Origin of the sequence: Methylorubrum podarium (assembly GCF_040270385.1) — a bacterium.
GTDB classification, from domain to species: Bacteria; Pseudomonadota; Alphaproteobacteria; order Rhizobiales; family Beijerinckiaceae; genus Methylobacterium; species Methylobacterium podarium.
The window spans coordinates 1-25,754 of the sequence record NZ_JBELQE010000125.1; the positions used below are offsets into that span (position 1 = coordinate 1).

The 25,754-nt window shown below is 72.3% G+C and carries 24 protein-coding genes; 12 read left to right on the forward strand and 12 right to left on the reverse strand.

Annotated features, from left to right (window positions below; all coding sequences use genetic code 11):
• Positions 1-845: extensin-like domain-containing protein (locus ABS772_RS23780; RefSeq protein ID WP_350397160.1), on the reverse strand; the 845-nt coding region annotated here is incomplete at its 3' end.
• Positions 846-959: 114 nt separating this feature from the next.
• Between ABS772_RS23780 and ABS772_RS23785 the strand changes: the two genes are divergently transcribed.
• Together ABS772_RS23785 and ABS772_RS23790 are read left to right on the forward strand one after the other, a co-directional pair.
• Positions 960-2,195 carry an amidase gene (locus ABS772_RS23785; RefSeq protein ID WP_350397161.1) on the forward strand — a complete coding sequence of 412 codons (1,236 nt, stop codon included), beginning with the start codon at positions 960-962 and terminating at the stop codon, positions 2,193-2,195.
• A 503-nt stretch (positions 2,196-2,698) separates the two neighbouring features.
• Complete coding sequence (locus ABS772_RS23790; RefSeq protein WP_350397162.1) at positions 2,699-5,935, forward strand: autotransporter family protein; 3,237 nt, start codon at positions 2,699-2,701, stop codon at positions 5,933-5,935.
• Between the two features lie 73 nt (positions 5,936-6,008).
• On the opposite strand, the gene ABS772_RS23795 is transcribed toward ABS772_RS23790, so the two are convergent.
• From ABS772_RS23795 to ABS772_RS23805, 3 genes are all read right to left on the reverse strand, one after another.
• A complete protein-coding gene (locus tag ABS772_RS23795; RefSeq protein ID WP_350397163.1) occupies positions 6,009-9,809 on the reverse strand; it encodes a GAF domain-containing protein in 3,801 nt (1,266 codons plus the stop codon).
• Between the two features lie 169 nt (positions 9,810-9,978).
• Positions 9,979-12,174, reverse strand: a complete 2,196-nt coding sequence (locus ABS772_RS23800; RefSeq protein WP_350397164.1) for a xanthine dehydrogenase family protein molybdopterin-binding subunit — start codon at positions 12,172-12,174, stop codon at positions 9,979-9,981.
• Between the two features lie 35 nt (positions 12,175-12,209).
• Complete coding sequence (locus tag ABS772_RS23805; RefSeq protein WP_238255794.1) at positions 12,210-12,665, reverse strand: (2Fe-2S)-binding protein; 456 nt, start codon at positions 12,663-12,665, stop codon at positions 12,210-12,212.
• A 323-nt stretch (positions 12,666-12,988) separates the two neighbouring features.
• Here ABS772_RS23805 and ABS772_RS23810 point away from each other — a divergent pair, with 323 nt between their 5' ends.
• On the forward strand, positions 12,989-14,530 hold the full coding sequence (locus ABS772_RS23810; protein ID WP_350397166.1) for a sensor histidine kinase: 1,542 nt from the start codon (positions 12,989-12,991) through the stop codon (positions 14,528-14,530).
• A gap of 8 nt (positions 14,531-14,538) precedes the next feature.
• Here ABS772_RS23810 and cobT read toward each other — a convergent pair whose 3' ends face one another.
• Positions 14,539-15,576, reverse strand: coding sequence for a nicotinate-nucleotide--dimethylbenzimidazole phosphoribosyltransferase (gene cobT, locus ABS772_RS23815; RefSeq protein WP_350397168.1), 1,038 nt, complete (start codon positions 15,574-15,576; stop codon positions 14,539-14,541).
• A gap of 171 nt (positions 15,577-15,747) precedes the next feature.
• On the opposite strand from cobT, the gene cobS reads away from it, so the two are divergent.
• The 6 genes from cobS to ABS772_RS23845 all read left to right on the forward strand — a co-directional run bounded on the left by cobS (position 15,748) and on the right by ABS772_RS23845 (position 19,143).
• Positions 15,748-16,575: an adenosylcobinamide-GDP ribazoletransferase gene (gene cobS, locus ABS772_RS23820; RefSeq protein ID WP_350397170.1), complete on the forward strand. Its 828-nt coding sequence runs from the start codon at positions 15,748-15,750 to the stop codon at positions 16,573-16,575.
• A gap of 86 nt (positions 16,576-16,661) precedes the next feature.
• The gene (locus ABS772_RS23825) at positions 16,662-17,021 is read left to right on the forward strand and encodes a type II toxin-antitoxin system PrlF family antitoxin (RefSeq protein ID WP_350397171.1); all 360 of its coding nucleotides are present in this window, start codon (positions 16,662-16,664) and stop codon (positions 17,019-17,021) included.
• The gene (locus ABS772_RS23830) at positions 17,018-17,488 is read left to right on the forward strand and encodes a type II toxin-antitoxin system YhaV family toxin (protein ID WP_350397172.1); all 471 of its coding nucleotides are present in this window, start codon (positions 17,018-17,020) and stop codon (positions 17,486-17,488) included. Before ABS772_RS23825 ends, ABS772_RS23830 begins: the two co-directional genes overlap by 4 nt.
• A 24-nt stretch (positions 17,489-17,512) precedes the next feature.
• Positions 17,513-18,190 (forward strand): DUF6891 domain-containing protein, encoded by a 678-nt coding sequence (locus ABS772_RS23835; protein WP_350397173.1) that lies wholly within the window; start codon positions 17,513-17,515, stop codon positions 18,188-18,190.
• 54 nt (positions 18,191-18,244) lie between these two features.
• Positions 18,245-18,451, forward strand: a complete 207-nt coding sequence (locus ABS772_RS23840) for a DUF1289 domain-containing protein (protein ID WP_350397174.1) — start codon at positions 18,245-18,247, stop codon at positions 18,449-18,451.
• The gene (locus tag ABS772_RS23845) at positions 18,451-19,143 is read left to right on the forward strand and encodes a retropepsin-like aspartic protease family protein (RefSeq protein ID WP_350397199.1); all 693 of its coding nucleotides are present in this window, start codon (positions 18,451-18,453) and stop codon (positions 19,141-19,143) included. The genes ABS772_RS23840 and ABS772_RS23845 overlap by 1 nt, the downstream gene beginning before the upstream one ends.
• Positions 19,144-19,162: 19 nt before the next feature.
• Here ABS772_RS23845 and ABS772_RS23850 read toward each other — a convergent pair whose 3' ends face one another.
• On the reverse strand, positions 19,163-20,530 hold the full coding sequence (locus ABS772_RS23850) for a DUF5666 domain-containing protein (RefSeq protein WP_350397175.1): 1,368 nt from the start codon (positions 20,528-20,530) through the stop codon (positions 19,163-19,165).
• Complete coding sequence (locus ABS772_RS23855) at positions 20,527-21,414, reverse strand: DUF6502 family protein (RefSeq protein ID WP_350397176.1); 888 nt, start codon at positions 21,412-21,414, stop codon at positions 20,527-20,529. The genes ABS772_RS23850 and ABS772_RS23855 overlap by 4 nt, the downstream gene beginning before the upstream one ends.
• A 425-nt stretch (positions 21,415-21,839) precedes the next feature.
• Here ABS772_RS23855 and ABS772_RS23860 point away from each other — a divergent pair, with 425 nt between their 5' ends.
• The 3 genes from ABS772_RS23860 to ABS772_RS23870 all read left to right on the forward strand — a co-directional run bounded on the left by ABS772_RS23860 (position 21,840) and on the right by ABS772_RS23870 (position 23,403).
• On the forward strand, positions 21,840-22,022 hold the full coding sequence (locus ABS772_RS23860; protein ID WP_350397177.1) for a hypothetical protein: 183 nt from the start codon (positions 21,840-21,842) through the stop codon (positions 22,020-22,022).
• 37 nt (positions 22,023-22,059) lie between these two features.
• Entirely contained in the window at positions 22,060-22,818 is a 759-nt protein-coding gene (locus tag ABS772_RS23865; RefSeq protein ID WP_350397200.1) for an outer membrane protein, read from the forward strand.
• A 144-nt stretch (positions 22,819-22,962) separates the two neighbouring features.
• On the forward strand, positions 22,963-23,403 hold the full coding sequence (locus ABS772_RS23870) for a hypothetical protein (protein ID WP_350397178.1): 441 nt from the start codon (positions 22,963-22,965) through the stop codon (positions 23,401-23,403).
• A 62-nt stretch (positions 23,404-23,465) separates the two neighbouring features.
• On the opposite strand, the gene ABS772_RS23875 is transcribed toward ABS772_RS23870, so the two are convergent.
• The 5 genes from ABS772_RS23875 to ABS772_RS23895 all read right to left on the reverse strand — a co-directional run bounded on the left by ABS772_RS23875 (position 23,466) and on the right by ABS772_RS23895 (position 25,679).
• A complete protein-coding gene (locus ABS772_RS23875; RefSeq protein WP_350397179.1) occupies positions 23,466-23,867 on the reverse strand; it encodes a DUF3775 domain-containing protein in 402 nt (133 codons plus the stop codon).
• A 224-nt stretch (positions 23,868-24,091) separates the two neighbouring features.
• Positions 24,092-24,226, reverse strand: a complete 135-nt coding sequence (locus ABS772_RS23880; protein ID WP_350397180.1) for a hypothetical protein — start codon at positions 24,224-24,226, stop codon at positions 24,092-24,094.
• A 93-nt stretch (positions 24,227-24,319) separates the two neighbouring features.
• Positions 24,320-24,886, reverse strand: coding sequence for an NUDIX hydrolase (locus ABS772_RS23885; RefSeq protein WP_350397181.1), 567 nt, complete (start codon positions 24,884-24,886; stop codon positions 24,320-24,322).
• Positions 24,887-24,916: 30 nt separating this feature from the next.
• A complete protein-coding gene (locus tag ABS772_RS23890) occupies positions 24,917-25,183 on the reverse strand; it encodes a sulfurtransferase TusA family protein (RefSeq protein ID WP_350397182.1) in 267 nt (88 codons plus the stop codon).
• 79 nt (positions 25,184-25,262) lie between these two features.
• Positions 25,263-25,679: a hypothetical protein gene (locus ABS772_RS23895; RefSeq protein ID WP_350397183.1), complete on the reverse strand. Its 417-nt coding sequence runs from the start codon at positions 25,677-25,679 to the stop codon at positions 25,263-25,265.
• Between the last annotated feature and the right edge of the window lie 75 nt (positions 25,680-25,754).

Sequence of the window (25,754 nt, forward strand, 5' to 3'; positions counted from 1 at the left end):
GTCGGGGCGCGGGCGACGCGCGTGCCGGTGGTGCGCGACGAGGTCGGCGCGACGCCGTAGGGATCGTCCTCCTCGCCGTCGATCGGCGCCTGGGACGGCAGGGTCTGGCGCGCGGGCGGGCGGGGCGAGGCCATCGGGCGGGGCGAGCCGTCGGCGGCGACGAGCTGCGACTCGAACTTGAGCAGCGGCTTGCAGATCCGCTTCAACCCGCGCGGGTCGTGCATCGCCAGATCCACGTGGATGTGGTCGTAGTGGTAGACGTTGGAGCCCGGCGCCAGCACCGTCGAGAAGCGGGCGCAGGCCCCGACGAACACCTCGCGCAGGAAGGCCTGCTCGGCCTCGGTGCCGCGCCAGCCGCCCTTGACGGTGATGACGTGGCCGTCGGCCAGCGTGAAGGACATGATGTCCAGGGCGTTGCCGAAGGAATGCTCGGACAGCTTGGCGCCGACCTGGTTGTTGCGGCCGCGGCAGGAATAGGAGCCCGCGTTGATCTCGGCCACCGGCACGCCGAAATAGAGGTTGGCGGCGGGCTGGATCGTGTCGGCGAGCCACGCCTCGGCCTCGGCCAGCGCCGGGCAGGCCAGCGTCATGCGCTGCTTCAGCGCCACCGTGCCGCCGCCGAGTCGCGTGACCCGGAAGGGCTGCTGCATTCCGCAGGGGCCGGGGCCGTCGATCTCCTTGGCGAGGGAGACATAGGCCGTCGGCTGCACCAGCTTGCGGGCGATGCACATCTGTTCGGCCTGGTCGCGCCATGCCTCCCGGCGCTCGAACCGGTTGATCGCACAGCCCGTGAGCCCCGCGCCGAACAGCACCAGGGCCGAGAACGCTAACGCTTTACGCCACATGGACGAGACGATGCGCACCGTCGCGTAAACGAGCCGCTAACGATGCGCGAGCGGATCGGCCCCCGTGTGGAGCGCTGTTGACAGATCCGGCACGGGCCGTGACTTGGGAGGGGCATGATCTCGCTTCTCGACATCCGCGCCCGCATCGCGGACGGCACCCTCTCGGCCGCGGACGCGGTGCGCGCGGCGCGCGAGCGGATCGCCGCCCGCGACCCCGCCATCGGCGCCGTGCTGCGCACCGCCCCCGAGGCGGCGGCCGTGCCCGAGCGTGGCCCGCTCGCCGGCATCGCGGTCGGCATCAAGGACATCATCGACACTGCCGACATGGCGACCGAATGCGGTTCGAGCATCCATGCCGGCTGGCGGCCGCGGGCCGACGCGGCGGTGGTGTCGCGGCTGCGGGCGCTGGGCGCCGTGCCGCTCGCCAAGACCGCGACCACGGCCTTTGCCGGCCTCGACCCCGCCGCCACCGTGAACCCGCGCGATCCCGGCCACACGCCGGGCGGCTCCTCCTCGGGCTCGGCCGCGGCGGTCGCCGCCGGGATGCTGCCGCTGGCGCTCGGCACCCAGACCGGCGGCTCGGTGATCCGCCCGGCGGCCTTCTGCGGGATCGCGGCGATCAAGCCCTCGTTCCGGCTGCTGCCGACGGTGGGGGTGAAGACCTTCTCCTGGGCACTCGATACGGTGGGCCTGTTCGGCGCTTCCGTCGCCGACATCGCCCACGCCCTGGCGCTGATCGCGGAGCGGCCGGGAATCGAGGCCCCCGCACCGGAGCGCCCGCGCCTCGCCCTCTGCCTTCAGGATTTCGCGGGAAGCGCCGACGCGGACGCCCTCGCGGCGCTCGACCGGGCGGCCCGCGCCGCCGAGCGGGCCGGCGCCTCGGTGCGCGATCTCGTCCTGCCGGAGCCCTTCGCGCGGGCCTGGGCCGCCCACCCGACGGTGCAGGATTTCGAGGCACGCCAAGCGCTCGCCTGGGAATATGCCGAGCATCGCGACGCCCTGCCGCCGGTGCTGCGCGGCCAGCTCGACCGGGCGCAGGATCTCACCGCCGCCGATTACGACGCCGCCCGCCGCGAGGCGCACCGGGCGCGCCGGCTCCTCAAGGAGCTGTTCTCGGATGTCGACGCGATCCTCACGGTCTCCAGCGTCGGCCGCGCGCCGAAGGGGCTCGGCTCGACGGGGGATGCGCGCTTCAACCGGCTCTGGACCCTGATGGGCGTGCCCTGCGTCTCCGTTCCGGTGCCGGGCGACGGCCTGCCCCTCGGCGTCCAGGTGATCGCCCGCTTCGGCGACGACGGCCGGGCACTTGCCGTCGCACGGATGATCGAAGAGGCGCTCGGGCGGGCGTAGCGCGCGTTCGCCGAAGCCGATATCGGCTCGGCGCGAGGACGCGTGTCGCAACAGCCGCCTAAAGGTGCGCCCCGCTCCCGCGCGATCGGGCCACGGCTCCTGTGCAGGGGGCATACGGTCGTCGGTTGATCACTTCGGGTTTCGCCCAATCCCGTCATCGCGAGCGTCAGCGAAGCGATCCAGATCGCGACCTTTCCGGAAGGGGCGCGCCCTGGATCGGCACGGCTTCGCCTCGCGATGACGGAGGAGGAACCGAAGCGATCAACCGGAAGCGGATCAGCCACCATGCGCCGCGCCAGCCGGTCACCCGCGAGACTTCATCGCTATTGATAAGCCGGCAATTCAATCTTAATCCCGACGAAATGCGCGATTTTTCAGGTGTTGCAGGATAACAACGAAATTCGCAAAGATTAATATGACGCCATTATGAACGCGCGCTACGGCTCAGCTTGATCAAGTCTCCGCCCGACGGCTCGGCCGATTCGGTTTCCGGAGGACTTTCCATGCGTTACGTGGACAGCGTCTCGCTCGCGGCTCTGCTCATCGGCACCCTCGGTGCGACGGCAGCGCAGGCTCAGGCGGTCAACACCACCCCCGCCAACGTCAACGTGCTCAACCTGCTCGCACCGTTCCTGAGCCTGAACAGCACGCCTGTCGGCCAGCAGACGCTCCAGCTCAACCTCTCGCAGGGGATTGCGCAGAACCAGGCCGCCTCGCTGGCCGATCAGCAGCGGGCGATCAGCGACAAGGCGCTGCCGGGCAGCGCGGCCTTCACGACCACGATCACCCTGACCGACGGCAGCCGGGTCAATCTCGGACCGGCGGACAACCTCGCGGGCGGCCTGCCGCTCCAGGCGGCCCAGAGCCCGGGCGGCCTCAACCCGTCCCAGCCGGTCGGCGGCCTCGGGCCCCAGCTCGGCGCGATCTACCAGACCGGAATCCGGGCGAGCAACGCGACGAGCGGCCCGCTCACCAACACCTTCAACCTGCTGAACCAGGCCTACTCGGTGCTCAGCACCAACCTCGGCGTCGCCAAGAACTACTTCGCCAACGGCGCGGCCACCAACCCCAGCACCACGCCCGCCAACTACGTGCCGGTGCCCGCCGTGGCACCGGCGGGCTATTCGCTGCCGACGGCCCCCTACACCATTCCCGCGGGCTCGCCCGCGGGCGCGGCCGGCACGACCGGAACCCTGCCGAACCGCTACGACAGCGTGCTCGACCTCGCCTACGGCGTGCGCAACACCGGGGCCGGCCAGGACGTCTACGGATCCTCGCGCCCGATCCAGGTCGCGCCGAGCCAGTACAACATCTTCGATCCGAGCGCGCTGAACGGCATCGCCACCAACCCGTCCTTCCCGAGCGGCCACACCCAGTACGCCTTCACGGACGGCTACCTGCTCGCGATGCTGGTGCCGCAGCAATACCAGAACATGCTGCTGCGAGCCGCGGATTACGGCAACAGCCGCATCGTGCTCGGCGTCCACTACCCGCTCGACATCATCGCCTCGCGGGCCTTCTCGGCCTACGACGTCGCCCAGAGCCTCACCAACCCGGCCTATATCAACAACGCCGCGACGACGGGGACGGCGATCAACCTGCCGAACCTGTTCACCCGCGCCCAGGCCGAACTGCAGGGCTACCTCGCCGCCCAGTGCGGCGCCGCCGTCGCGACCTGTGCCGCGAGCGCCGCCAACACCACCGGCAACCCCTACCTTCCCAGCGATGCCAACGCGGCGCTCTACCGCCAGCGCCTGACCTACGGCCTGCCGACCCTGAGCTTTGCCCAGGCCCCGCGCGAGGCCGCCCCCGCCGGCGGCCCCGACGCCTCGATCCTGCTCGCCCCGGTCTACGGCGGCAGCACCGCGGCGGCCCAGCAGATCGCCCCGAACGGCGGCCTCACCGCGAGCCTGCAGACGGGCACGATCAACCAGATCCTCGTCAACACGGAAACCAATGCGTTCGCCGCCTTCTACGGCACGCCGCTGAGCTACTGGAGCCGTCTCGACCTCTACGCGGCCTCGACCTACTTCCAGAACGTCACGGGCACGCTCCAGCTCGATCCCCGCGACCGCGTCGCCACCGACGTCACGGTCGGCAACACCGGCACGCTGGTGGCCGACGGCACGATCGCCGGCCGCGCCACCGTCGCGTCGGGCGGCCTGCTCGGCGGTGCCGGCACCGTCGGCGGGCTCGTCGTTCAGGGCGGCGGCACGGTCAGCCCCGGCGGCGGCCAGGGCGGTTCGCTCGGAACGCTGACGGTGGCCGGCAATGCCCGCTTCGCCTCCGGCTCGGCGGTGCAGATCGACACCGGAACCGGCGGCAGCTCCGACCGGATCGCCGTGACCGGCCAGGCGGCGCTCGGCGGCACGGTGGCGTTCACGCCGCTCGCCGGGATCGTCAACCCGACCGGGCGCTACAGCATCCTCACCGCGAGCGCGGTGACGGGCCAGTTCGACGGCGTGAGCGGACCGAACTACGCCTTCCTGGCGGGCAACCTCGCCTATACCGGGAGCACCGTCGATCTGACGATCGCCCGCAACGGCACGCCGTTCACGGCCTTCGCCCGCACCCGCAACGAGGCCGCGGCGGCCGCCGGCCTCGACGCCTCGGCCGGGTCGGCCCTCAACGACCGCGTCGTCGGCTACACCCCGGCGCAGGCGCAGGGCGCCTTCGCCGGGCTGACCGGCGACATCCACGCCAGCACGACCTCGGCGGCCTTCGAGACCGCCTACTTCGTCCGCGAGGCGCTGCTCGACCGCCTTCGCCGCGGCGGCACCCCGGCACTCGCCGGCACCGTGCCGACGACCTTCACCGCCGACCTGCCGGGCCGCTCGGCGCCGATGGCGGTGGCGACCCTCGATCCGCGGGTGTTCGGCCTGTGGGGCCAGGGCTTCGGCAGCTTCGGCGACGCCCGCGGCGACGGCAACGCCGCCGGGCTGACCCGGCAGACCGCCGGCTTCGCGCTCGGCGCCGACCTGCGGCTGGAGAACGGGTTCCGGATCGGCGCGGTCGGCGGCTACACCTATACCAGCCTCGACACGACCGGGCGCCTGCAATCCGGCACGATCGAGAGCGCCTTCGGCGGCGTCTACGGCGGCACCGAGTTCGGGCCGGTGGCCCTGCGCCTCGGCGCGGTCTACGCCGACAACAGCCTGCGCACCCGCCGCAGCGTGACCCTGCCCGGCCTCTCCGAGACCGAGACGGCGCGCTACGGCGGCCGGACGATCCAGGGCTTCGGCGAGCTCGGCTACCGCTTCGCCCTGTCGGCGCCCGGCGCGGTCCTATCCGCGAACGGGGTGGCGCCGGCGCCGCTCTCCTACATCGAGCCCTTCGTCGGCGGCGCCTACGTCCATATCGACCAGGACCGGTTCGTCGAGGCCGGCGGGGCCGCCGCCCTGAACGGGCTCGGCCGGGGCAACGATGTCGGCACGGCGACCGTGGGCGTGCGCGCGCAGACGCTGCTCGATCTCGGCTTCGGTGCGCCGGTCTCGGCCCACGGCCTCGTCGGCTACCGCCGCGCCTTCGGCGACGTGGTGCCGGCCGCGCTCCTGGCCTTCCAGAACGGCGCCTCCTTCGTGACCGCAGGCATCCCGATCGACCGCGACGCCCTGGTGGCGAGCGCCGGCCTCGATCTCCGGATCTCGGCCAACGCCACGCTCGGCGTCTCCTACACGGGCCAGATGGGCGCCCGCGCCCAGGACCACGCGGTGAAGGGAGGCTTCACCTACCGCTGGTGAGCGCCGCCCGCACCGGCAAGGCGAACGGCCCGGATCGACGATCCGGGCCGTTGTCCGTGCATCGACGGCCTCCCTACCGGCCCGGCCTGCTCCGTTCGGTCAGCGGCAGGTCGATGGAACAGCGCAGGGTGGTCTCGTCCAGCGCGTAGGAGGTGCGCGCATCCAGCGCGTAGGGCAGCGCCTTCTCGATCAGTTCGCGGCCGAAGCCGTATCGCTGCAGCGCCTGCTCCTCGGCGGAGCGCCGCAGGCCGGTCTCGTGCCAGTGCAGGGTCAGCCGCGTCCGCTCGCCCTCGGCGTAGGTCCGCCACGTCACGCTCAGCTGTCCCGTCTCGACCGCCAGGGCGCCGTATTTGCGCGCGTTGGTGGCGAGCTCGTGCAGGGCGAGGGCGAAGGTCTGCACCGTCGCCTTGCGCAAGCGCACGGACGGGCCGTCGAGGAAGATGCGCGCGGCCGCCTCCCAGGCGCCGAGGGCGTCGAGTTCGGTGCTGATGAGCGTGTGCAGGGTGATCGGTTCGAGGGTCGAGCGGGAGAGGAGGCCCTGCACCCGCGAGAGCACCGCCAGCCGGTCGTAGAAGCGGCTGCGGAACAGCTCCATGGAGGCGCTTCCGGCCATGGTCTGCTCGGCCAGCGAGCGCACCACCGTGATGAGATTGCGGGTGCGGTGCTGCAGCTCGGCCACCATGACGCCCTGCTGCTCCTGAAGCCGGCGCAGGTCGTCGATGTCGGTGGAGGTGCCGAGCCATTCGACGAGGCCGTCCTCCCCGCGCACGGGCAGCGCCCGGGTCTGGAACCAGCGGTAGCGGTCTTCCGCGGCCTGGCGGATGCGGTATTCGACGGTGAGGGCGCTGGCCGGGACGGCCCCCTCCCACGCCTCCTGCGCCGTGGGGCGGTCGTCGGGGTGGAGCGCGGCGAGCCAGCCGAAGCCGCGGCTCTCGGCCTCGGTCTGGCCGGTATAGGCGGACCATTGCGGGCTCGCCCAGTTCCAGCCGCCGTCCGGGTCCGCCCGCCAGACCAGCTGGGGCATGCCCTCGACCAGGGCGCGTTGCCGGGCCTCGCTGGCGCGCAACTCCGCCTCGGCCTGCGCCCGCTCGGCCGCGTCCCAGGTTCGGGCGGCCACGTCCTCGGCCAGCGCCACCTCGGCCCGCGACCAGGCCCGGGGCCTGCGGTCGTTGAGGAAGAACAGGGCGCGCAGCTGGCCGTCGCGCACCAGCGGGACCGCCATGAGGCTGCCGATGTCCACTTTCCGGTAGAAGTCGGGATTTTGCAGGCGGGCGGTGTCGTTCACGATGATCGTCTCGCCCCGGTGCAGCCGATCGCGGAAGCTCTCGTCGAAATCCCGGATGCGCAGCGGCCCGAGAAGCGGCTCGTCCACCGCGGTGTAGCGCACCTGCCGTTCGATCATCTCGCCGTCGGCGTAGACGCGGGCGTAGCCGGCCCGGCTGAGGGCGAGATGAGGGCCCAGCGCCTCGGCGGCGACGCGCAGGGTCGCCATCGGATCGGCCAGCCCCTGCAGCCGGTCGGCGAGGTCGAGCAGGAAGGCCTGGCGCGCCTCCTCCGCCCGCAGGTTCTCGGCCGCGAGATACTGGTCGTGGATGTCGGTGGCGGCACCGAACCAGTGCCCGATCCGGCCCTCCGCGTCGCGGGCCGGCGCGTGGCGGATCAGGAACCAGCGGTAGGTCCCGTCCCGGCGGCGGATGCGGTGCTGTAGCTCCAGGGTCCGCCCGGTGGCGAGGGCGTCGGCGAAGGCGCGCCAGGTCTCCTCCACTTCGTCCGGATGGAGCGTTGCCAGCCAGCCGCCATTCTGCGCCGCCTCCAGCGTCTGGCCGGTATAGTCGCACCATTGCTGGTTCGTGACGGTGGACTTCCCTTCGGGATCCATGTGCCAGAGAAAGCTCGGCACGAGTTCGGTGAGGCTGCGGAACCGCGCCTCGCTGTCGCGCAGGGTGTCGGCCGTCCGCTTGCTCAGCAGCACCTGGAGGATGACCGGAGCCAGCGCCTCGGCGGCCTCCAGATCCTCCGCGCGGAAGCCGCCCTCCCGGTTGCCGAGGCCGATCATGCCGATGGTCCGATCCTCCCGCTTCAGCGGCACGCCGAGAAAGGCCTTGAGCGGCGGATGCCCCTCCGGCGTGCCGATCCGGTCGGGATGCGTCTGCGGATCGTTGGCGATGAGGCTCTTCCCGTCCTTCAGCACGCGGCCGTAGAGGCCGTGGATCTTGAGACCCTTCGGGGCCACCCCCTTCGGGTAGGCGGGGTCGTCCATGGCGAAGTGCTGCCAGCCGCGATCGCTGATGGAGAGTTCGTTGAACCGGCCGGTCGCGGGGTTGACCTCTCCCATGAAGCTGAAGGCGCTCTGCGTCACGTCCTCGGCGACCGCGAGGCAGGCGCGTCCGAGTTCCTCCTCGGTGCGGGCGGTCAGCGCCTCGCGGAAGATGCGGTTGATCCCTTCGAGCACCGCGTTCTTGCGCCGGATGTCCGCTTCCGCCCGGCCGCGCTGGACGGCGGACCAGATCCGCTCGGCCACGTCGCGCACCAGCCCGACGTCGGTCTCCGTCCAGCTGCGCGGGGTCGCGTGCGTGACGCAGAGCGTACCGATGAGGCTGCCGTTCTTGATGAGCGGTGCCCCGAGGCAGGCCGCGATCCGGACCGCCGCCAGGGCGGAACGGCCGGATTCCGGAACCGCGGCGGATCGCTGCGTGTCGGCCACGACGAGGCACCGGCCGCGGCGGAGGATGTCGATCGCCCACGCGAAATCCGCGATCCGGTGCTCGACGGCCAGCGAGGGAACGTCGCCGCGATGGTGGTCCCAGGCCACCCGCGCGGATCCGGCGGCCTGGTCGATGGCGACGTAGAAGGCGCGGTCGACCTCCAGCCGCTCGCCCAGCAGCCGGCAGGCTTCCTGTCGAATGGCGTCCGGATCGGTCAGCGTGCGCACCGCGTCGCTCAGCGCCAGGAGGAAAGCCTGCCGCTCCTCGCGCTCCCGCAGGGCCCTCTCCGTCGCCTTGCGCTCGGTGACGTCGTCGGAGAGGATCAACAGCCGGTCGTTCGCCTGGGGGTAGACGGAGACCTCGAACGAGCGTTCCGTCCACATGTCCCTGTGCTCGAGCCGCGCCGGCACGCCCGCCGCGGCGATCCGCGCGTAGGTCTGCACCCACCAGGGATCGAGATGCGGCGCGACCTCGCGCGCCGGTCGCCCGCGCGCCTGCGCTGCCGGAACGCCGATCAGCCGCTCGAAGGCGGGGTTCAGCTCGATAGGGCGGATATCGACGGCACGGCCCCGTCCGTCGCGCAGGATCTCGAGTTCGCAGAAACCCTGCCCCATCGTCCGGAACAGGGTGCCGTACCGTTGCTCGCTCGCCCGGAGCGCCGCCTCGGCGCGGCGTCGCTCCGCCTCCTCGCCCGCAGCCGGGGCCGGGGCCGGCTCCCCGGTTCCGGTGACGAGGGCGAACACGCCCGCCACCGCGCCGTCGGGACCGCGGACGGGGCTGAGACAGAGCGAGACCATGGGACCGGAGAGTTCCGGGCCGAGCGCGATCCCGGCGGCGGTGACCGCCTCGCCGGCGCGGGCTCGGCGGAGAAGCGACGCGAGCGCGGCCGCGTCATCCCCCGTTCTCGAGAGGGTGGTAAAGGCGGCCCCCGGCGGGACGGGGCCGAGAAGCGCCGCGAAGGCGTCGTTGCACAGGGTCGTCAGCGCCGGGCCCCAGGCCAGCGCCGCCGGGGCGCCCAGGGCGGTCACGAGACCGGCGGCGGAGCGCAGCGCGTCGGGCCACGTTTCGACGGGGCCGAGCGATGTGCCGGCCCAATCGTGTTCGCGGCTCCGCGGCTCCGGCGTCTGGCGCTTCGACGGCCGGGCAGGCGGCTCTGTTCTCGCGCCCATCCTACGCCCCGTGGCGGCTCGATGGGCTCAACCTAAGGGACGGACGGGCGAATCTGCAAAGCGCGCGGTTTTCGCGGCGGCGCGGCTCGCCGAGATGTGTCCGGTTCGCCGCCCCGTCGCTCCCGGTGCGGGAGCGGCGGGGAGGCTCGCGGGGGTGCGGACCGGTCGGTTACGCTCCGCGCAGGGCCGAGAGATCGAGCGGCAGCGAGCGCAGGCGCTGACCCGTCGCGGCGAAGACCGCGTTGGCGATGGCCGGCGCCAGAACCGGCACGCCGGGCTCGCCGATGCCGGTGGGGGCGACGTCGGAGGGCACGATGTGGACCTCGACCCGCGGCATCTCGGAGATGCGGGTCGGCTGGTAGCTGTCGAAGTTCGTCTCCTGCACCACGCCGTCCTTGAGGGTGATGCGGTTGCGCAGCACCGCCGAGAGGGCGAAGCCGACCGCACCCTCGACCTGGGCGCGGACGTTGTCCGGGTTGACGGCGATGCCGACATCGACCGCGGCGACGATGCGGTTGACCTTCGCCGTGGAATCGCCCGCCGTCACGTCGGCGACCATCGCCACGTAGGAGCCGAAGGATTCGTGCACGGCGACGCCGAGGCCGCGGCCCTTCTCGGAGGGTTTCCGGCTCCAGCCCGCCTTCTCGGCGGCGAGCCGCAGAACGCCGGACAGGCGCGGAGCGCGGGTCAGCAGCGACAGGCGGTAGGCGACCGGATCGGCGTTCGCCGCATGCGCCAGCTCGTCGATGAACACCTCCATCACGTGGGCGGTGTGGGTGTGGCCGACCGAGCGCCACCACAGCACCGGCACGCCCTCGCGGGCATTGTGCACCTCGAAGCGGTAGGCCGGCAGGGCGTAGGGCGTGTCGGAGGCGCCCTCGACGGTGGTGGAGTCGATCCCGTTCTTCACGAGCATCGCTTCGAAGGGCGAGCCGATCATGATCGACTTGCCGACCATGGCGTGGCGCCAGCCGGTGATCTGGCCCTTGGCGTCGAGGCCGGCCTTGACCGTGTGGAAGACCTGCGGGCGGTAATAGCCGCCGGCCATGTCGTCCTCGCGGGTCCAGACGAGGTGGACCGGCGCCTTGCCGTCCCAGGCCTTCACGATCGCGGCGGCCTCGGCGAAGTAATCGGCGCCCGGCGTCGCGCGCCGCCCGAACGAGCCGCCGGCCCACTGCGTGTGCAGCCGGACCTTGTCGGTGGTCACGCCCAACGTCGCGGCCAGGACCGCCTGCTCGACGGTCTGGATCTGGCAGCCGGCATAGACGTCGAAGGAGCCATCCGCCGCCCGCTCGATCGTGGCGTTCAGGGGCTCCATCGCCGCGTGCGCGAGGTAGGGGAACGAGAACTCCGCCTCCAGGACCTTGGCCGCGCCCTTGATGCCGGCATCGGCGTCGCCGGCCTGCGAGGCGACGAGACCGGGCGTCTTCGCCGTCTGGCGGTACTCGGCGAGGATCGCGTCCGAGGAGCGGGTCTCGGCGGCCGAGTCGTCCCAGGTCACTTTCAGGGCCTCGCGGGCCTTCATCGCGCTCCAGGTGTCGCGGGCGATCACCGCCACGCCGGTCGGGATCGTGACGATGCCGACGACGCCGGGCATGCCCTGCGCGGCCTCCGCATCCACGCTCTTCACCGTGGCGCCGAAGCGCGGCGGGTGGGCGACGAGCGCCGTGACCTGGCCGGGTCGGCGGATGTCGAGGGAGTAGATCGCGGTGCCGTCGGTCTTCGCGACCGAATCGATGCGCGGCACGCGCTGGCCGATCAGCGTCCACTCGGCCGGCGTCTTCAGACGCGGCTCCTGCGGCACGGGCTTGGCGGCCGCCGCTTCCGCGAATTCGCCGAAGCGGGCCTGCTTGCCCGACTTGTGGCCGATGACGCCCTTGGCGACGGTGATCTCGCCGGCCGGCACGGCCCACTTGTCGGCGGCCGCGGCCACCAGCATGGCACGGGCGGCGGCACCCGCCTTGCGGAGCTGGAACCACGAATTGGCGATCGCCGTCGAGCCGCCGGTGCCCTGGACCGGGCCCATCAGCAGGTTGGCGTAGAGCTTGGCGTCGGCCGGCGCGAAGGCGACGCGCATCTGGCTCCAATCCGCGTCGAGCTCGTCGGCGAGGATGGTGGCGAGGCCGGTCGTGTTGCCCTGGCCCATGTCGAGGTGCTTGATCATCACCGTGACGGTGTCGTCGGCGGCGATCCGCACGAAGGCGTTGGGCTGGGCCGGAGCCTTGGACAGGGCGTCCGAGGCGTCCGCGGCGCGGGCGCCCTTCAGGTCGAGGCGGAAGGCGAGCAGGACGGCGCCCGCCGCCGCGCCGGTGAGGAAGGCGCGCCGCGAGGGGACGGGCGCATCGATCGAATCGAGCTTGAGCATGCCGGGCTCCTTGTTCAGATGGGCTGCGGGGCGGCTCAGGCGAGCGAGCGGGCGGCTTCGTGGATGGCGGCGCGGATGCGCTGGTAGGTGCCGCAGCGGCAGACATTGCCGTCCATGGCGCCGTCGATATCGGCGTCGCTGGGCTTCGGGTTGTCGGTGAGCAGGCCGATCGCCGACATGATCTGGCCGGACTGGCAGTAGCCGCACTGCACCACGTCGAGGCCGCGCCACGCCGCCTTCACCGCGTCGGCCACCTTGCCCTGGACGCCCTCGATCGTCGTGATCTTGGCCTCGCCCACGTCGCCGATGCGGGTCTGGCAGGAGCGCACCGGCTGGCCGTCCAGGTGGACGGTGCAGGCGCCGCACTGCGCGATGCCGCAGCCGTACTTGGTACCGGTCATGTCGAGCCGGTCGCGGATGACCCAGAGCAGGGGCATGTCCGGATCAGCATCGACCTCCCGGACCACGCCGTTCAGGTTGAGGGTCAGCATGGGCGCACTCCGTGATCGACGTGCCGCACGAAGCGCTCAGGGTCGCCCGCACCGTCCCGCAACGGGAGGCGCTTCGGGAGCATCGCTTCGGGACGTCACTTGGAATCGTTCCGATTCTGATCCCGGAGCGCCATTCCTGATGTGCGGCAGCGCACCTGGATACGAAATGAGGTTTTCCCGACCCCGATCGGCGCAATTCGCGGGACTGTCGAAGCCGCTTCTTAACGGTTCGCGGGCACGCTGTCGGCTCTCCACCTCGCCCCGTGCGCCGCAAGACCACGACTGGCCCCACGCTCCGCTCCCGATTGGCGATCTCGACGGTTATGGCCGACCTCACAGCGGAGATGGTTCAGCGCGGGCGCGGTCCCTCCTCGCAGGAGGTGGCCAAGCGCCGCGGCATCGCGCGCGACATGCGCTCGGCCCGGGAGCGGCTGACCTCCACGAGCGGCCTGGAGCGGGCCTTCGACTACGAGTTGCTGCGCCTCTACGCGCAGTACCGGCTCGGCGCGGGCATCCCGCTCCTCGTCCTGGCGCTGGTGGTGGCGGGTGCCTCCACGATCTGGGTGCCGGCCGTGACGGCGGCGTTCTGGACGGCCGGGGCGCTCGCCGCCACCGCGCTGATGCTGCTCCTGAGCCGCCGCTTCCTGCGGCAGGAGCCGGGAACCCTGCCGCTCCGGCGCTGGGGACGCCTCTTCATCGCCGCCGAGTTCGGCCAGAGCCTCGCCTGGGCGATGCTGCTGCTCGTCGGCGTCCCCGATTCCCGCACCCTCGCGCTGTTCGGCCTCGTCATCGTCGCGGCGGTGACGACGATGCTCGCCGCGACCGTGCCCGTCGCCGCCCTGTCCGGCCTGCTGCCGCTGATGCTGGCGGCCCTGTCGCTGCTCCTGTTCTCCCGCGACATGGACACGATGCTCCTCGTCGCGATGACGGTGGCGAGCCAGCTCTTCTTCGCCGGCCTGGCGCGGCGCCTCTACGCCTCCGCCGTCGGCACCCTGCAATCGCGGGCGGAAAAGGACGCGATCTTCGCCGAACTCGAACAGGCCAAGGCCAATTCCGACGAGGCCCGGCGGCGGGCGGAGGAGGCGAACCTCGCCAAGTCCCGTTTCCTCGCCACCATGAGCCACGAGCTGCGCACGCCCTTGAACGCCATCCTCGGCTTCTCGGAGGTGATGAAGAACGAGGTGTTCGGCGCCCACGCCGCCCCGGCCTACCGGGAATACGCCACCGACATCCACGACAGCGGGATGCACCTGCTGAACCTCATCAACGAGATCCTCGACCTCTCGCGCATCGAAGCCGGGCGCTACGACCTGAGCGAGGAGGCGGTGCAGCTCGCCCACACGGTCGAGGAATGCCGCCACATGATGACCCTGCGCGCCCGCAGCAAGGGCCAGACCTTCACGAGCCTCATCGACGATTCCCTGCCGCGGCTCTGGGCGGACGAGCGGGCGCTGCGCCAGATCGTGCTCAACCTGCTCTCGAACGCGGTGAAGTTCACGCCGCCGGGCGGCGAGATCACGATCAAGGTCGGCTGGACCTCGTCGGGGGGGCAATATGTCAGCGTCAAGGATTCCGGGCCCGGCATCCCCGAGGACGAGCTCGGCACGGTGATGTCCTCGTTCGGACGCGGCTCGCTGGCGATCAAGACCGCCGAGCAGGGCTCGGGCCTGGGGCTCCCGATCGTGAAGGGCCTGATCGACCTCCACGGCGGCGGCTTCCAGCTCAAGTCGAAGCCGCGCGAGGGCACCGAGGTGATCGTCACCTTCCCCGCGAGCCGCGGCATGGACACCCTGGCCGCCGTGAATCTCGGCGCCGCACCGACCCCGACGGAGCCGGCCTCGTCCCGGCGCGCGCGGGCGGCCTGACCGGCGCGTCAGCCCGCGCTCTTGCCCGAGACCCCCGCCTGCTCGAACGTCGCCATGTCGCGGTGGCAGGCGAGCGCGCCCTTCAGGAGGCCGAGCGCCAGGGCCGCGCCCGAAGCTTCGCCCAGCCGCATGTCGAGCGACAGCACGGGGGTGAGGCCGAGCCGTTCCAGCACCTCGCCATGGGCGCCTTCGGCCGAGCGGTGGCCGGCGAGGCAATGGTCGAGGGCGTGCGCGTCGGCGGCGTGCAGAACGGCCGCGGCGGCGGTCGCGACGTAGCCGTCGAGCACCACCGGTACCCGCTGCAGCCGCGCCGCGAGGATGGCGCCGGCCATGGCCGCGATCTCCCGGCCGCCGAGGCGCGCGAGCACCGCCAGCGGATCGCCGAGATGATCCCTGTGGGTGTCGAGCGCCAGCCGCACCGCTTCGGCCTTGCGGGCGAGGCCGGCCGCGTCGAGCCCGGTGCCGCGCCCGACCCAGTGCTCGGCCTCGCCGCCGTAGAGCGCGGCGTAGATCGCCGCCGCGACCGTGGTGTTGCCGATGCCCATCTCGCCCACCGCGAGGCAATCGGTGCCCGCCGCCACCGCCTCCATGCCGAAGGCCATGGTGGCGACGCACCCCTTCTCGTCCAGCGCCGGCCCGGAGCAGATGTCGCCGGTCGGCAGGTCCACGGCCAGGTCGAACACCCGGAAGCCGAGGCCGTAGGCGGCGCAGAGCTGGTTGATCGCCGCCCCCCCGGCGGCGAAGTTGTCCAGCATCTGCCGGTTGACCGCGGCCGGGAAGGCCGAGACGCCGCGCGCCACCACGCCGTGGCTCCCGGCGAAGACGCAGACCATCGGCCGGTCGAGGGTCGGCCTGGCCTTGCCCTGCCACGCGCCGAGCCACTCGACGAACTCTTCGAGCCGGCCGAGCGCCCCTGGCGGCTTGGTGAGCTGGGCGTCCCGCGCCCGGATCGCGGCGAGCGCGTCCCCGTCGGGGCCGGGCATCTCCGTGAGCAGGCGGCGGATATCGGCGAAGGGCGAGGCGGCGGCGGTCGAATCGGAGGTCATGCAGGGGGCTCTTGCGCGTCGGAGGCGGGGACACCCGCGAAAGGAGGTCGCCCGATCGGCGCGGGGATTGCCACCGGATAGAAGGCGGCGCCGCGTAGCAGGCAGGAGGCTCCCGGGGCTATAGAAGCGGAGGGGCCTGCGGGTCCAGGCGGCCGGACGGAGGGGGACGGAATGATCGAGCGCAGCGGCCGCGATCTCGGCCCGCCCTTTCCCGGGGCGGAATGGGTCTACGACCTCGCCGCCTGCCTCCGCTTCTTCACCCGCCTGCCGATCCCGCCCTTGCCCGACGAGCCGGCGCCCTATGCCGCACCGGATTTCCGCACCGTGCCGCGGATGCTCCCGCTGGCCGGGCTGCTGATCGCGGGGCCTGCCGCCCTGGTTCTGGTGCTCGCCTGGGAGATCCGGCTCGGTCCGTTCGTGGCCGCCGCCCTGGCGCTCGTCGCCCTCGCGCTGATCACGGGCGCCATGCACGAGGACGGTCTGGCCGACGTCGCCGACGGGTTCGGCGGCGGCCATAGCCGCGAGCGGACCCTGGAAATCATGCGCGACAGCCGCATCGGCGCCTATGGCGGCACCGCTCTGTTCCTCGGATTGGCGCTGCGGGCGGCGATGCTCGCGACCCTGCTCGACCGCTCCGGCCCGCTCGCGGCCGTCGCGCTCCTCTTCGCCGCCGCCCTGTCGCGCACCGTCGCGCTGGTCCCGCTCGCGATCCTCGACCCCGCCCGTCCCGGCGGCGCGGGCGCCGCCGTCGGCCGGCCGACCCGCGCGACGCTCGGCATCGCGGGGCTGATCTGCCTGATCCTCGCGGGCGTCGCCGCCCTCCTGGGCCTGCCGCTGCTCGGCCTCGTCCTGGCGCTGATCCTGGCGCCGCTCGCCGCCTTCTGCCTGAGCGCCCTTGCCGAGCGGAAGATCGGCGGCCAGACCGGCGACGTGATCGGCGCCTGCCAGCAGGTCGGCGAGATCGCGGTGCTGCTGGCGCTGGTGGCGGCGACGGCTTAGCTCTCTGCTTCGAGCGGCGTTCGGCTTGTCTTCGACATTCGTGGTACGTATCTTCGCACGTATCATTGGCGGAGAGGATCGAAGCGATGCCGCAGTCGAGTTTCAAGGGCTCGATCACGACGACGGGGCGGTCCGAGGCGCTTCGGCTCGACAAGGCGCTGTTCAAAGCCCACCCGGAGTTCCGGCAGAAGGCGAAGATCCGCGCGCACGTCCTCGGACCGGGAACGATGCTCGTCACCCTCGATCCCGACGAGCCGGTGCCGGAGGCGGCGGCCGGACAGGATCCCGTGGTCGCGGCCTACCTCGCCTTCCTCGAACGGGACATGGCCGCCCATCCCGAGCGGCTGCACCCCTTCACCGAGTCCGACCTCGCGCGGCTCGCGTCGCTGACGGACGGCGTGAGCGTTTCCGATGACGAGGTCCTGCCGGACGACGTCACCCTGTGACGGACGCCCCTCCCTTCGCGGAGCGCAATGGCTGGAAGCTCTTTCGAGCGAACGCCTTCCGGCAGAGCATCGACCCCCTCACCGAGGAGGTCGCGCGTCTCGCCGCCGCCGACCCCGACGGCTACCGCGCGCATCCGAAAGCGAAGCTCCTCGCGCGGATCCGCAGCCTCGTCGTCGACGAGATCCCGCGTGATCCGAATGCGCCGGTCTACGCGCTCGGCAACACCCTCGGGCCGGCCCATCGGCACTGGCGCCGCGCCAAGTTTCTTCAGCGCTTCCGCCTGTTCTTCCGTTTCGACAGCGCGAGCCGCATCATCGTCTATGCCTGGGTCAACGACGAGACCACCCTGCGCAAGGCGGGCGCCCGCACCGACCTCTATGCGGTGTTCGCGCGGCGACTGGACGAGGGCGATCCGCCCGACGATTGGGACGCGCTCCTGGCGGATGCCCGCTCGGTCGAACCATAGACGTCCCCTCAGGAGAGGTTCCGCATGCTGAGCATCCTCCGCCGCCTCTTCCGGGGCCGAGCGGCAAAGGCGCCGGTCCGGACGGCCTCCGATTCGCCTGCGGAAACGATCGACCGGGTCGACACCGCCGAGCGGATCGCGATCCTGGCGCGCGGCGGCTTCGAGACCGAAGCCTCGACGCTCGAGACGATCCTCGACGAGTACCTGACGCCGGACGCGATCGATCCCGACGACCGCCGCTGGGTCGAGGCGGAGGTGGCCCGCGCCTTCGCGCGCAAGCGGGAAGAGGAGGCGACGTGGCCGCTGGAGACGGATTTCGACCGCCTCGCCATCGCCTTCGACGCGCTCGATGCCGGCGGGATCATCGCGCTGCACTGCGCCGGCTACACCCGCTCGGACGGAATCTCGGACGCGGCCGAGGTCTGCCACCAGCGCCGGGAGCGCGGGCGCGCGTCGCGCGGGTTCGTCTTCTACCACGGGCAGGATGTCGAGAGCGTCCTCGCCGACCAGGGGCTGTACCTCGCCTTCGGCGCCTTCGACGAGCGCGACGAGACCATGGCCGCCATCGCCGCCGAGATCGTGGCGGCCGTGGAGGCGCAGGGCCTGCGCACCCGCTGGGAGGGGGACGTGGGAAAACGCATCCTCGTCCACCCGATCCGATGGTTGAAGCGCAGCCCGTCCGACGACCCGCGGGAGGGGTAGCAGTCCGGCAGGACCCTTGATTCACGGCCCCGCTCCGCCCCATCTGCACGGACGATGACGACTCCCCCGAAAAAGCCCTCCTCACCCTGCACCAAGGTCTGCGTGCTCGATGGCGTGACGGGCCTGTGCGAGGGCTGCGGCCGTACGCGCGAGGAGATCGGGCTGTGGGGCTCGCTCTCCGAGCCGCAGCGGCTGGCGCTCATGGCGCTGCTGCCGGAGCGGCTGCGCCGGGCCTATCCGGAGCGGGAGGTGCGGGCGTGATGATGTGGCTCGGCCTCGCCATCCTCGGGATCGGTCTCGTCGTCCTGGTCGCCAACCACGACGGCGGCCCGGTGATGGGGCTCGATTCCGATCAGCTCGCCGGCCTCGTCTCGATGACCGCGCTGCTGCTCCTCCTCACGGCCGGCCGCTGGCGGCAGGCGCTCGCCATGCCGGGCAAGACCGTGGGCTCGATCCTGATCTGGCTCGCCATCGGCGCGGCGATCGTCATCGGCTACACCTATCGCGACGACGCGCAGCGGGTCGGCGCCAACGTCGTCGGGGCGCTGCGCCCGGGTACCGCCGTGGTCGGCCCCGGCGGCGCGGTGACGATCACCCGCCGCTCGGACGGCGACTTCGCCGTTCTGGCGGAGGTGAACGGCGCCGCCGAGGAGCGCTTCGTCTTCGACACGGGGGCGAGCAGCGTCGTGCTCACCGCCACCACCGCCGAGCGTCTCGGCATCCGTCCGCCCGAGAGCGCCTTCACCCAGCGGGTCTCCACCGCCAACGGCACCGCGCTGACGGCGCCGATCCGGCTCGACTCGATCACGGTCGGGCCGATCACCGAGCGCAACGTCAACGCGATGGTGAGCCGCCCGGGCGTGCTGACCACCAACCTGCTCGGGCAAAGCTTCCTCGACCGGCTGCCCTCCTACGAGGTGCGCGGCGACCGGCTGATCCTGCGCAGCCGCTGACGGCGGGCCACGGCCGCGCCTAGCGGCGCCCGCCGCCGCCGAAGCCGCCGGGGCCTCCCCCGCCGCCCAAACCGCCGGGACCGGCGCCGCCCCCGAACCCGCCCGGTCCGCCGCCGCCGGGTCGGCCCAATCCGCCGGAGGGGGCGCCGAAGGCACCACCCGGACCGCCGAAGCTGCCCCCCGGATTCGACCCACTGCCCGGGGCGGGGCGCGTGTCGATCGGATAGCCGCCGGGCATCGCGTTTCCTCCCGTCCCGCCGCGCGGATTCGGTTCGACGCCGCCGGCTCCGCCTCCGGGGCGGGAGAACGGCGCCTCGCCTCCCGCTCCGGGCCGTCCCGGCCCGCCCTGTCCCCGACCGCCAAAGTTGCCGGGTCCCTGTCCACCGGGACTCTGCCTTCCGGGACTCTGCCCGCCGGGATTCTGCCCGTTGAGACTCGGCCCGTTCCGGCCCGGGGCGTCGCTGCGCACCGACTCCACCGTCATCCGTCCATCCCGGCCGATGCCGGTCTCGATCACGGCGGGGCGCCCCGATCCGGGGAGCGCCGAGGGCGCGATCCGGCCCGAGACGGCGAGGCCGGAGCCGAGCCGCAAGCCGCCGCCGCCCGGCGCGAGGTAGGCTTCGATCGAGGCGCGGGCGAGCCCCGCCGGGAACGGTCGGCTGACGTTCCGGGCCGACACCACCGTCAGCCCCGCCGGGCCGGCCTCGCCCTCGACCAGCGCCCGCTGCCCGACCAAGTCCGGCCGAAGATCCGCGAGCCGCAAGCCGCCGATGCGCGGCACGCCGTCGGCGCCGCGCCGGACCGGCCCGGCGACGCGGGCGCTCCCCTCGGCGCGCCGCTCGATCAGGCTCGCGACGATGGTGCCGTCGGCCCGGCGCAGGCCGCTCACCGCCACGCGCTCGCCGACCGCGAGTTTTTTCGGGTGTTTCAGGCCGGCCGTGGCGACGCTCTGGCCGAGCACCGTCAGCCGGCCCCTGGCCACGGCCTCGACGGGGCCGACCACCTCGCTCGTCACGTCGATGGCGCGGGTCGAGAGGCCGCCCTCGGGGCCCCGCGCCACCACGCGCACGACCTGGCCGAGCTTGAGATCGGCGACGCGCGCGGGCGCGCCGTCGATGCGCACGCGCACGTCCGGCGGATAGGTGATGCGCAGGTCGTTGACGACGATCGAGCCGAACCGGCGGATCGTGCCGATCACCCCCGTTCCGCCGATGCCGCGGTCGCCGCCGGGCGCCTCCTCCTCCGGGGGACGCGCGCCGGTGCCGCCGATGCCGCGGTCCCCGGCGGGGTCGCCGGCCGTCTGCGGCCATGCGGGGTGCGGCCGCCACAGAACGGTGCCGGCGAGCAGCGCCAGCAGCCCGCGGCGGGTCGGGGGGAGCCGGCTCAAGGCGCGCGGCCCTCCGCCGCGTCCGACGCGCTATCCGGGCCGGCCACCGTGCCGGGATCGCGGGCGGGCACCTCCTCCCGGTAGATGTAGATGCCGAAATTCCAGCGGTGGCGTCCGCCGGCATCCTCCGCGCAGGCGGCGTGTGCCTCGGCGTTGGCCTGCTTCAGCGCCCCCATCGCGATCTCCCGCGCCCGCTCCTCCAGCCGCGCGGCGAGCGCGTCGGAGAGGCCGTCGTAATGGACGGCACGCTCGAAGAAGCGCGGGGAGGGGGCGGCGACGTTCTCCGCGGCGGCCGCGATGTGGTCGTGCAGGTTGCGCCCGAAATAGTAGAGCTGCGGCTCGTCCCCGCCCTTGGGCAGGTAGGCCGCCTCCAGCAGGCGCACCCGGCCCTCCGGGTCGAGGATGGCGAGGCCGCGGTCGAGCCACTCGTCGAGCACGGCGCGGGGCCGCACGTCCTTGGTCACGCCCGCTACGAGGCTCTCGAAGGAGGGCGACGCGTCGTCGGCGGAGCGCGGCAGCGGCAGCGGCCGGCCCTGGCCGTCGGTGAATTCGGGCGCGGCGACCCAGCGGGCGATGATCCGGCTCGTGCGCGAGACCGTCGCGGGCACCTGGCTCACCGGCGCGCCCGCCCCGCGCAGGCGGCGCACCTCCTTGCGGTGGATCCCCGTCAGCAGGCTGACCCGGCTGTCGGTCTGCTCCTTGCCGGGCAGGGCGAAATCGTACTCGGCGACGTTCACGTAGAGTTCGCGCAGCAGGTTGGTCAGGGCCGGGAAGGTGATGCCCCGCTGCACCAGCAGGCGCACGAGCGGCCGCAGCAGGCGGGCCACCGGGCCGTGCAGCGCGGCGCCGTCCGGAGACGGGGCGGGTTCGGTCGGCTGAGACATGGCCCGAGCTTAATGGTCGTGGTGTGGGAGACAATCCCACGATGTGCGCCCTGGCACCAAGGCGATGGATTTTCCGCTTGTCGTGGGATTTTTGCACACGTACCGTTTTGTGGTCAATTTTCCCACATGCAGTTCAGGCAATCGGAAGGCGCCGCCATGATCGAACTGAGACCCCGAAGCGTGCCGGGCGAGAGGCCGCTCCTGCTCGCCGCTCGCCCTCGTTCGATCCTGTCCGGAACCGTTCGGCCGCTGCTCCGAGGCGCCGTTCTCGCCGCCTGTCTGTCGGCAGCGCTCGGATTGCCCGCCATCCGGGCCTTCGCCGCCGAGCGGGTTGCCTCCTTCAGGATCTCGGCGGCCTCCGATGCTGGCCGCGCCGCGCCGCGCGGCCAAGCGATACGGCCCACGCTCGTCCGGGGGACGGCCCGATGAGGGCCGCCATGGAGACGGCCTTTCCCACGGCGGGCCTCGCCGCGCGCCGGCTTCGTCCGCCGCGGACCCGCCGCAAGGACCCCGAACCCGAGCCCTGCGGCGGCGAGACGGTCATCGATTTCGCGCTCTGCCTGATCCTGGCCGTCGCGGTCGTCGGCCTGCTGCTGCTCGCGCTGTGACCCCGACCCAGTCCCGAATCCGAACCGAGAGACGATGATGATCCGACGCCCGACGCTGCCGGTCCTTGCCGGCCTTCTTCTCGCCGGCCTTCTCCTCGCCGGCCTTCTCGCCGACGGCGCCTCCGCCGCCGACCTGCCGCCGCGCGCCGCACCGCCTCCGCCGCCCGTCCTGCCCGCCTTCACTTGGACCGGCTTCTACGTCGGCGCGAATGCCGGCTACGGCTTCCACGGCGGATCTTCGAGCTTCACGGACGCGACCTACGGCACGGTCACGGGGAGCGGCGGCCGCGGCGGCTTCGTCGGCGGCGGCCAGATCGGCTACGCTTATCAGCTGACGCCGGACGCGGGCTGGGTGCTCGGCGCAGAGGCGGACTTTCAGGGCACCGGGTTCGGCCGCCGCGGCGACGGCACCATCGGCTCCACGCCCTATTACGGCGTCGCCCCGAGCCTCGACTGGTTCGGCACCGTGCGCGGCCGGCTCGGCTATGCCTTCGACCGGTGGCTCGTCTACGGCACCGGCGGTCTCGCCTACGGCGGCGGCAGCAAATCCCCTTACGCCTCCGCCTATCCTTACACCCTGCCGGACACGGTGCGGCTCGGCTACGCGGCCGGCGCGGGCATCGAGTACGCCCTGACGGAGGGCGTCTCGGTGAGGGTCGAAGGGCTCTACGTCGATCTCGGCAAGCAGGGAACCGGAGCGACCGTCTACGACGCGACCGTTCCCGCCTATTACGGCACCGGCCGCTCGGATTCGGGCTTCGGGCTCGTGCGCGGCGGCCTGAATTACAGGTTCTGAACCGGGGCGAGTGGCTTGTTTCTTGCGTGAAAGAGTGAACCGTGGCCGCGAAAGATCGTTTGAACCGCTCAGCCTTCCCGCGCGGGTGATGAACCCGCGCGACGAAAAGCTGTGAGGGGAGCGTTTCAAACGGAGACTTTGACCGTGGTGACTCCTACCCATCCCATCGGCTGGCGACGTCCGCTGGTCGCCGGCGTCTCGGCCCTCCTGCTCGGTCTCGCGCCGCTCGCCGCCTTCGCTCAATCCGTCGCCGCGCCGGTCGTCGAGGCGCCCGACATCGAGGCGCCGACCGCGCCCGACCTCGGCAACGGACTGCCGCAGGGCGCGCTGGTCTTCCACGGCAATTACTGCGGCCCGGGCAGCCGCGGCGCCGGCCTTCCCCCGGTCGACGCCCTCGACCGGGCCTGCATGCACCACGATGCCTGCTCGCCGCCGGTGGGACAGGGGCTGCCGACCTGCTCCTGCAACGACCGTCTGGCGCGCGAGGCCACCCTGGTGGCCCGCACGCCGCGGATCAGCGACGAAGAGCGGACGGCGGCGGAGTTCGTCGCCATCGGCGCGAAGGCGCTGGCCTGCGAACCCTGACCGTTCTTACCTGAAGTCCGCGATCGGCCCGGAACGCCTGTTCCGGGCCGTCCCATGACGCCCTACGGCGCCTCGGGCGTGTCCATGGGGATGCCCAGGGCGTCGAGGCCCTCCTCGAGCAACGAGGCTCCGTCCGGCGTGCCGAGCAGCTCGCGCATCACCGTGTCGCCGGCCGCCTCGCGCTCCTTGGCGAAGGCGACCGCCGTGCCCCATTCCGCCGCCTCGTAATCGCCGCGGCCGATATAGAGCAGCGCCCCGAGGTCGGCGCGCTCATCCTCGTTGAGCCCGGCGATCATGCTGCGGATCTCCTGCTCGGTGGCGTCGTCGGTGCCGGCGACCAGCATGTCGATCGAGCCGTCATCGGTCGGGTTGGAGCCCGAATCCGGATCGGTCGCACCTTCCTTCACCTCGACCGCCCGCAGCCGCAGGATGATCTCGGTGACCTTGTCGAGGGCGATGTCCATACGTCACTCCAGCTTCGACGGGCCCGCGGAGGAAGCGGCGCGTCGGGTTCGAACGGAACGCGCCGGGTCCGCCGCGGCCGTCCGGACAAGCCGGTGACGTCGGGCCGCGACGGGGCGCAGAGCCTCGACAACCCGTGGCGTGGCCGTTGGTTCGGCGCGGCCGGGGCGCCGTGCAGGAGGAGCGATGGCGCGGGAGGCGGCGAGCCGGGGCCGCCCGCGATGCCTCACGCCCGCGGTGGGTATCCGCCCTGCTCGACCTCCACGGTCCGCTCCGGGCGCTGCTCCTCCCGCCGGTGCCACATCAGGAGCAGGGCGGAGACCACGAGCCAGGGGCCGGCGATCCCGATGAAGAACGACATGGGCGCATCTCCCGCGCGGCGAGCGTTGTCAGGAAAGAATCCGTTCCGCGTGAGAGGATGATAGGCTCCGCCGGGCCGCCCGCAAGCGGGTGATCAGGCGAACAGTTCGGGGCGGCGCAGGCGCAAAGAGAGCAGGAGCACCAGCGTCTTCATGTCGACGATCTCGCCGGCCTCGCTCATGGCCGCGAGGGTCGCGAGCGGCATCTCCGTCACGGTGATCGCCTCGTGCTCCTCGGCGAGGCCGCCGCCCGGACCCTCCCGGTCGGCCTCCGCGTAGGGGGCGAGGAACAGGTGCATCCGCTCGGTGGAGATCCCCGGCAGGCTCCACACCGTGGAGACGGGCTCCAGGCGCGACAGCCGCAGGCCGGTCTCCTCGAAGGCTTCCCGGCGCACGCCCTCCTCCGGATCGGCCTCGTCGAGCAGGCCCGCTGGCACTTCGAGCAGATCCGCCACGCCCGCGGTGAAGAAGGGCGCCGCGCGGAACTGCCGGATCAGCAGCGCGACCTTGCGCTCGGGATCATAGGGCAGCACGCAGACGGCCTCGCCGTGATCCTCGATCTCGCGGGTCACCTCGGCGCCCTCGGGCGTCGTCACCTCGGCGACGAGGAAGCTCGCCCAGCCGTCGTGAACGGTGCGGGTGCCGCGGATCTCGGGGGGCATGGCGTCTCCTGGGGAGGGCGTGGTCGGGGATCAGGTTGGCTCGGGCGCCCGGTCGGCGCCGCGACGGATCAGGAAGCGCGAGGCCGCGCCGCGCCGTTCCTGCGCCTCGAGAGAGGCCCCTTCCTCGCGGACGACGTTGGGGATGTCGATCCCCGCCAGCGGATCGGTCGCGGTCACGGCCAGGCACGCCCCGGGCGCGAGGGCGCGCAGAGCCTTGCGCGTTCGGAGCGCGGGGAGGGGGCATTTGAGGCCGGTCAGGTCGAGTTCGACCGCGTCGGCCTGTGCAATTCCGGGCATGGCGGCGGCGCATAGCACGAAAAAGCCCCGCCGACTGAATCCAGCCGGCGGGGCTTTGTCTCACGCGCAGGAAGATCGACTACCAGCCGTACGGACCGTAGCCGTAATAACCGCCATAGGCCGGGTAACCGTAGCCATAGCCGCCATAGTAGCCGACGGGGCGGGCATAGCCGTAATCGTAGTAGCCGTAGCCGCCGTAGTAACGCGGGGCGGCGCTGGCGGCGATCGCGCCGCCGATCAGGCCGAGCGCCGCGCCGGCGAAGAGCGCGCCGCCGACGTTGCGGCGGCGATACCCGTAGCCGTAGCCGTAGCGGGGGCCGTAGTAGCCGCCGTAGTAACCGCGCCGCCAGCCGACGGTGTCGACGGTGGTCTTGCCGCCGCCGACCTGCGCGGCGTTCATCGCCGGCAGGGGCGCGGCCTGAGCGGACGGAACGGCCGTCACGGTCAGGCTCGCCGCGGTGAGGCCGGCCAGCGTCAGGGTCGTAATGCGGGACATGGAAGGGAACTCCTTAAGCCAATAAGGAACACGCAGAGGAACAACGAAGCGCCGAACGCGTTCCAACGGCAAAGC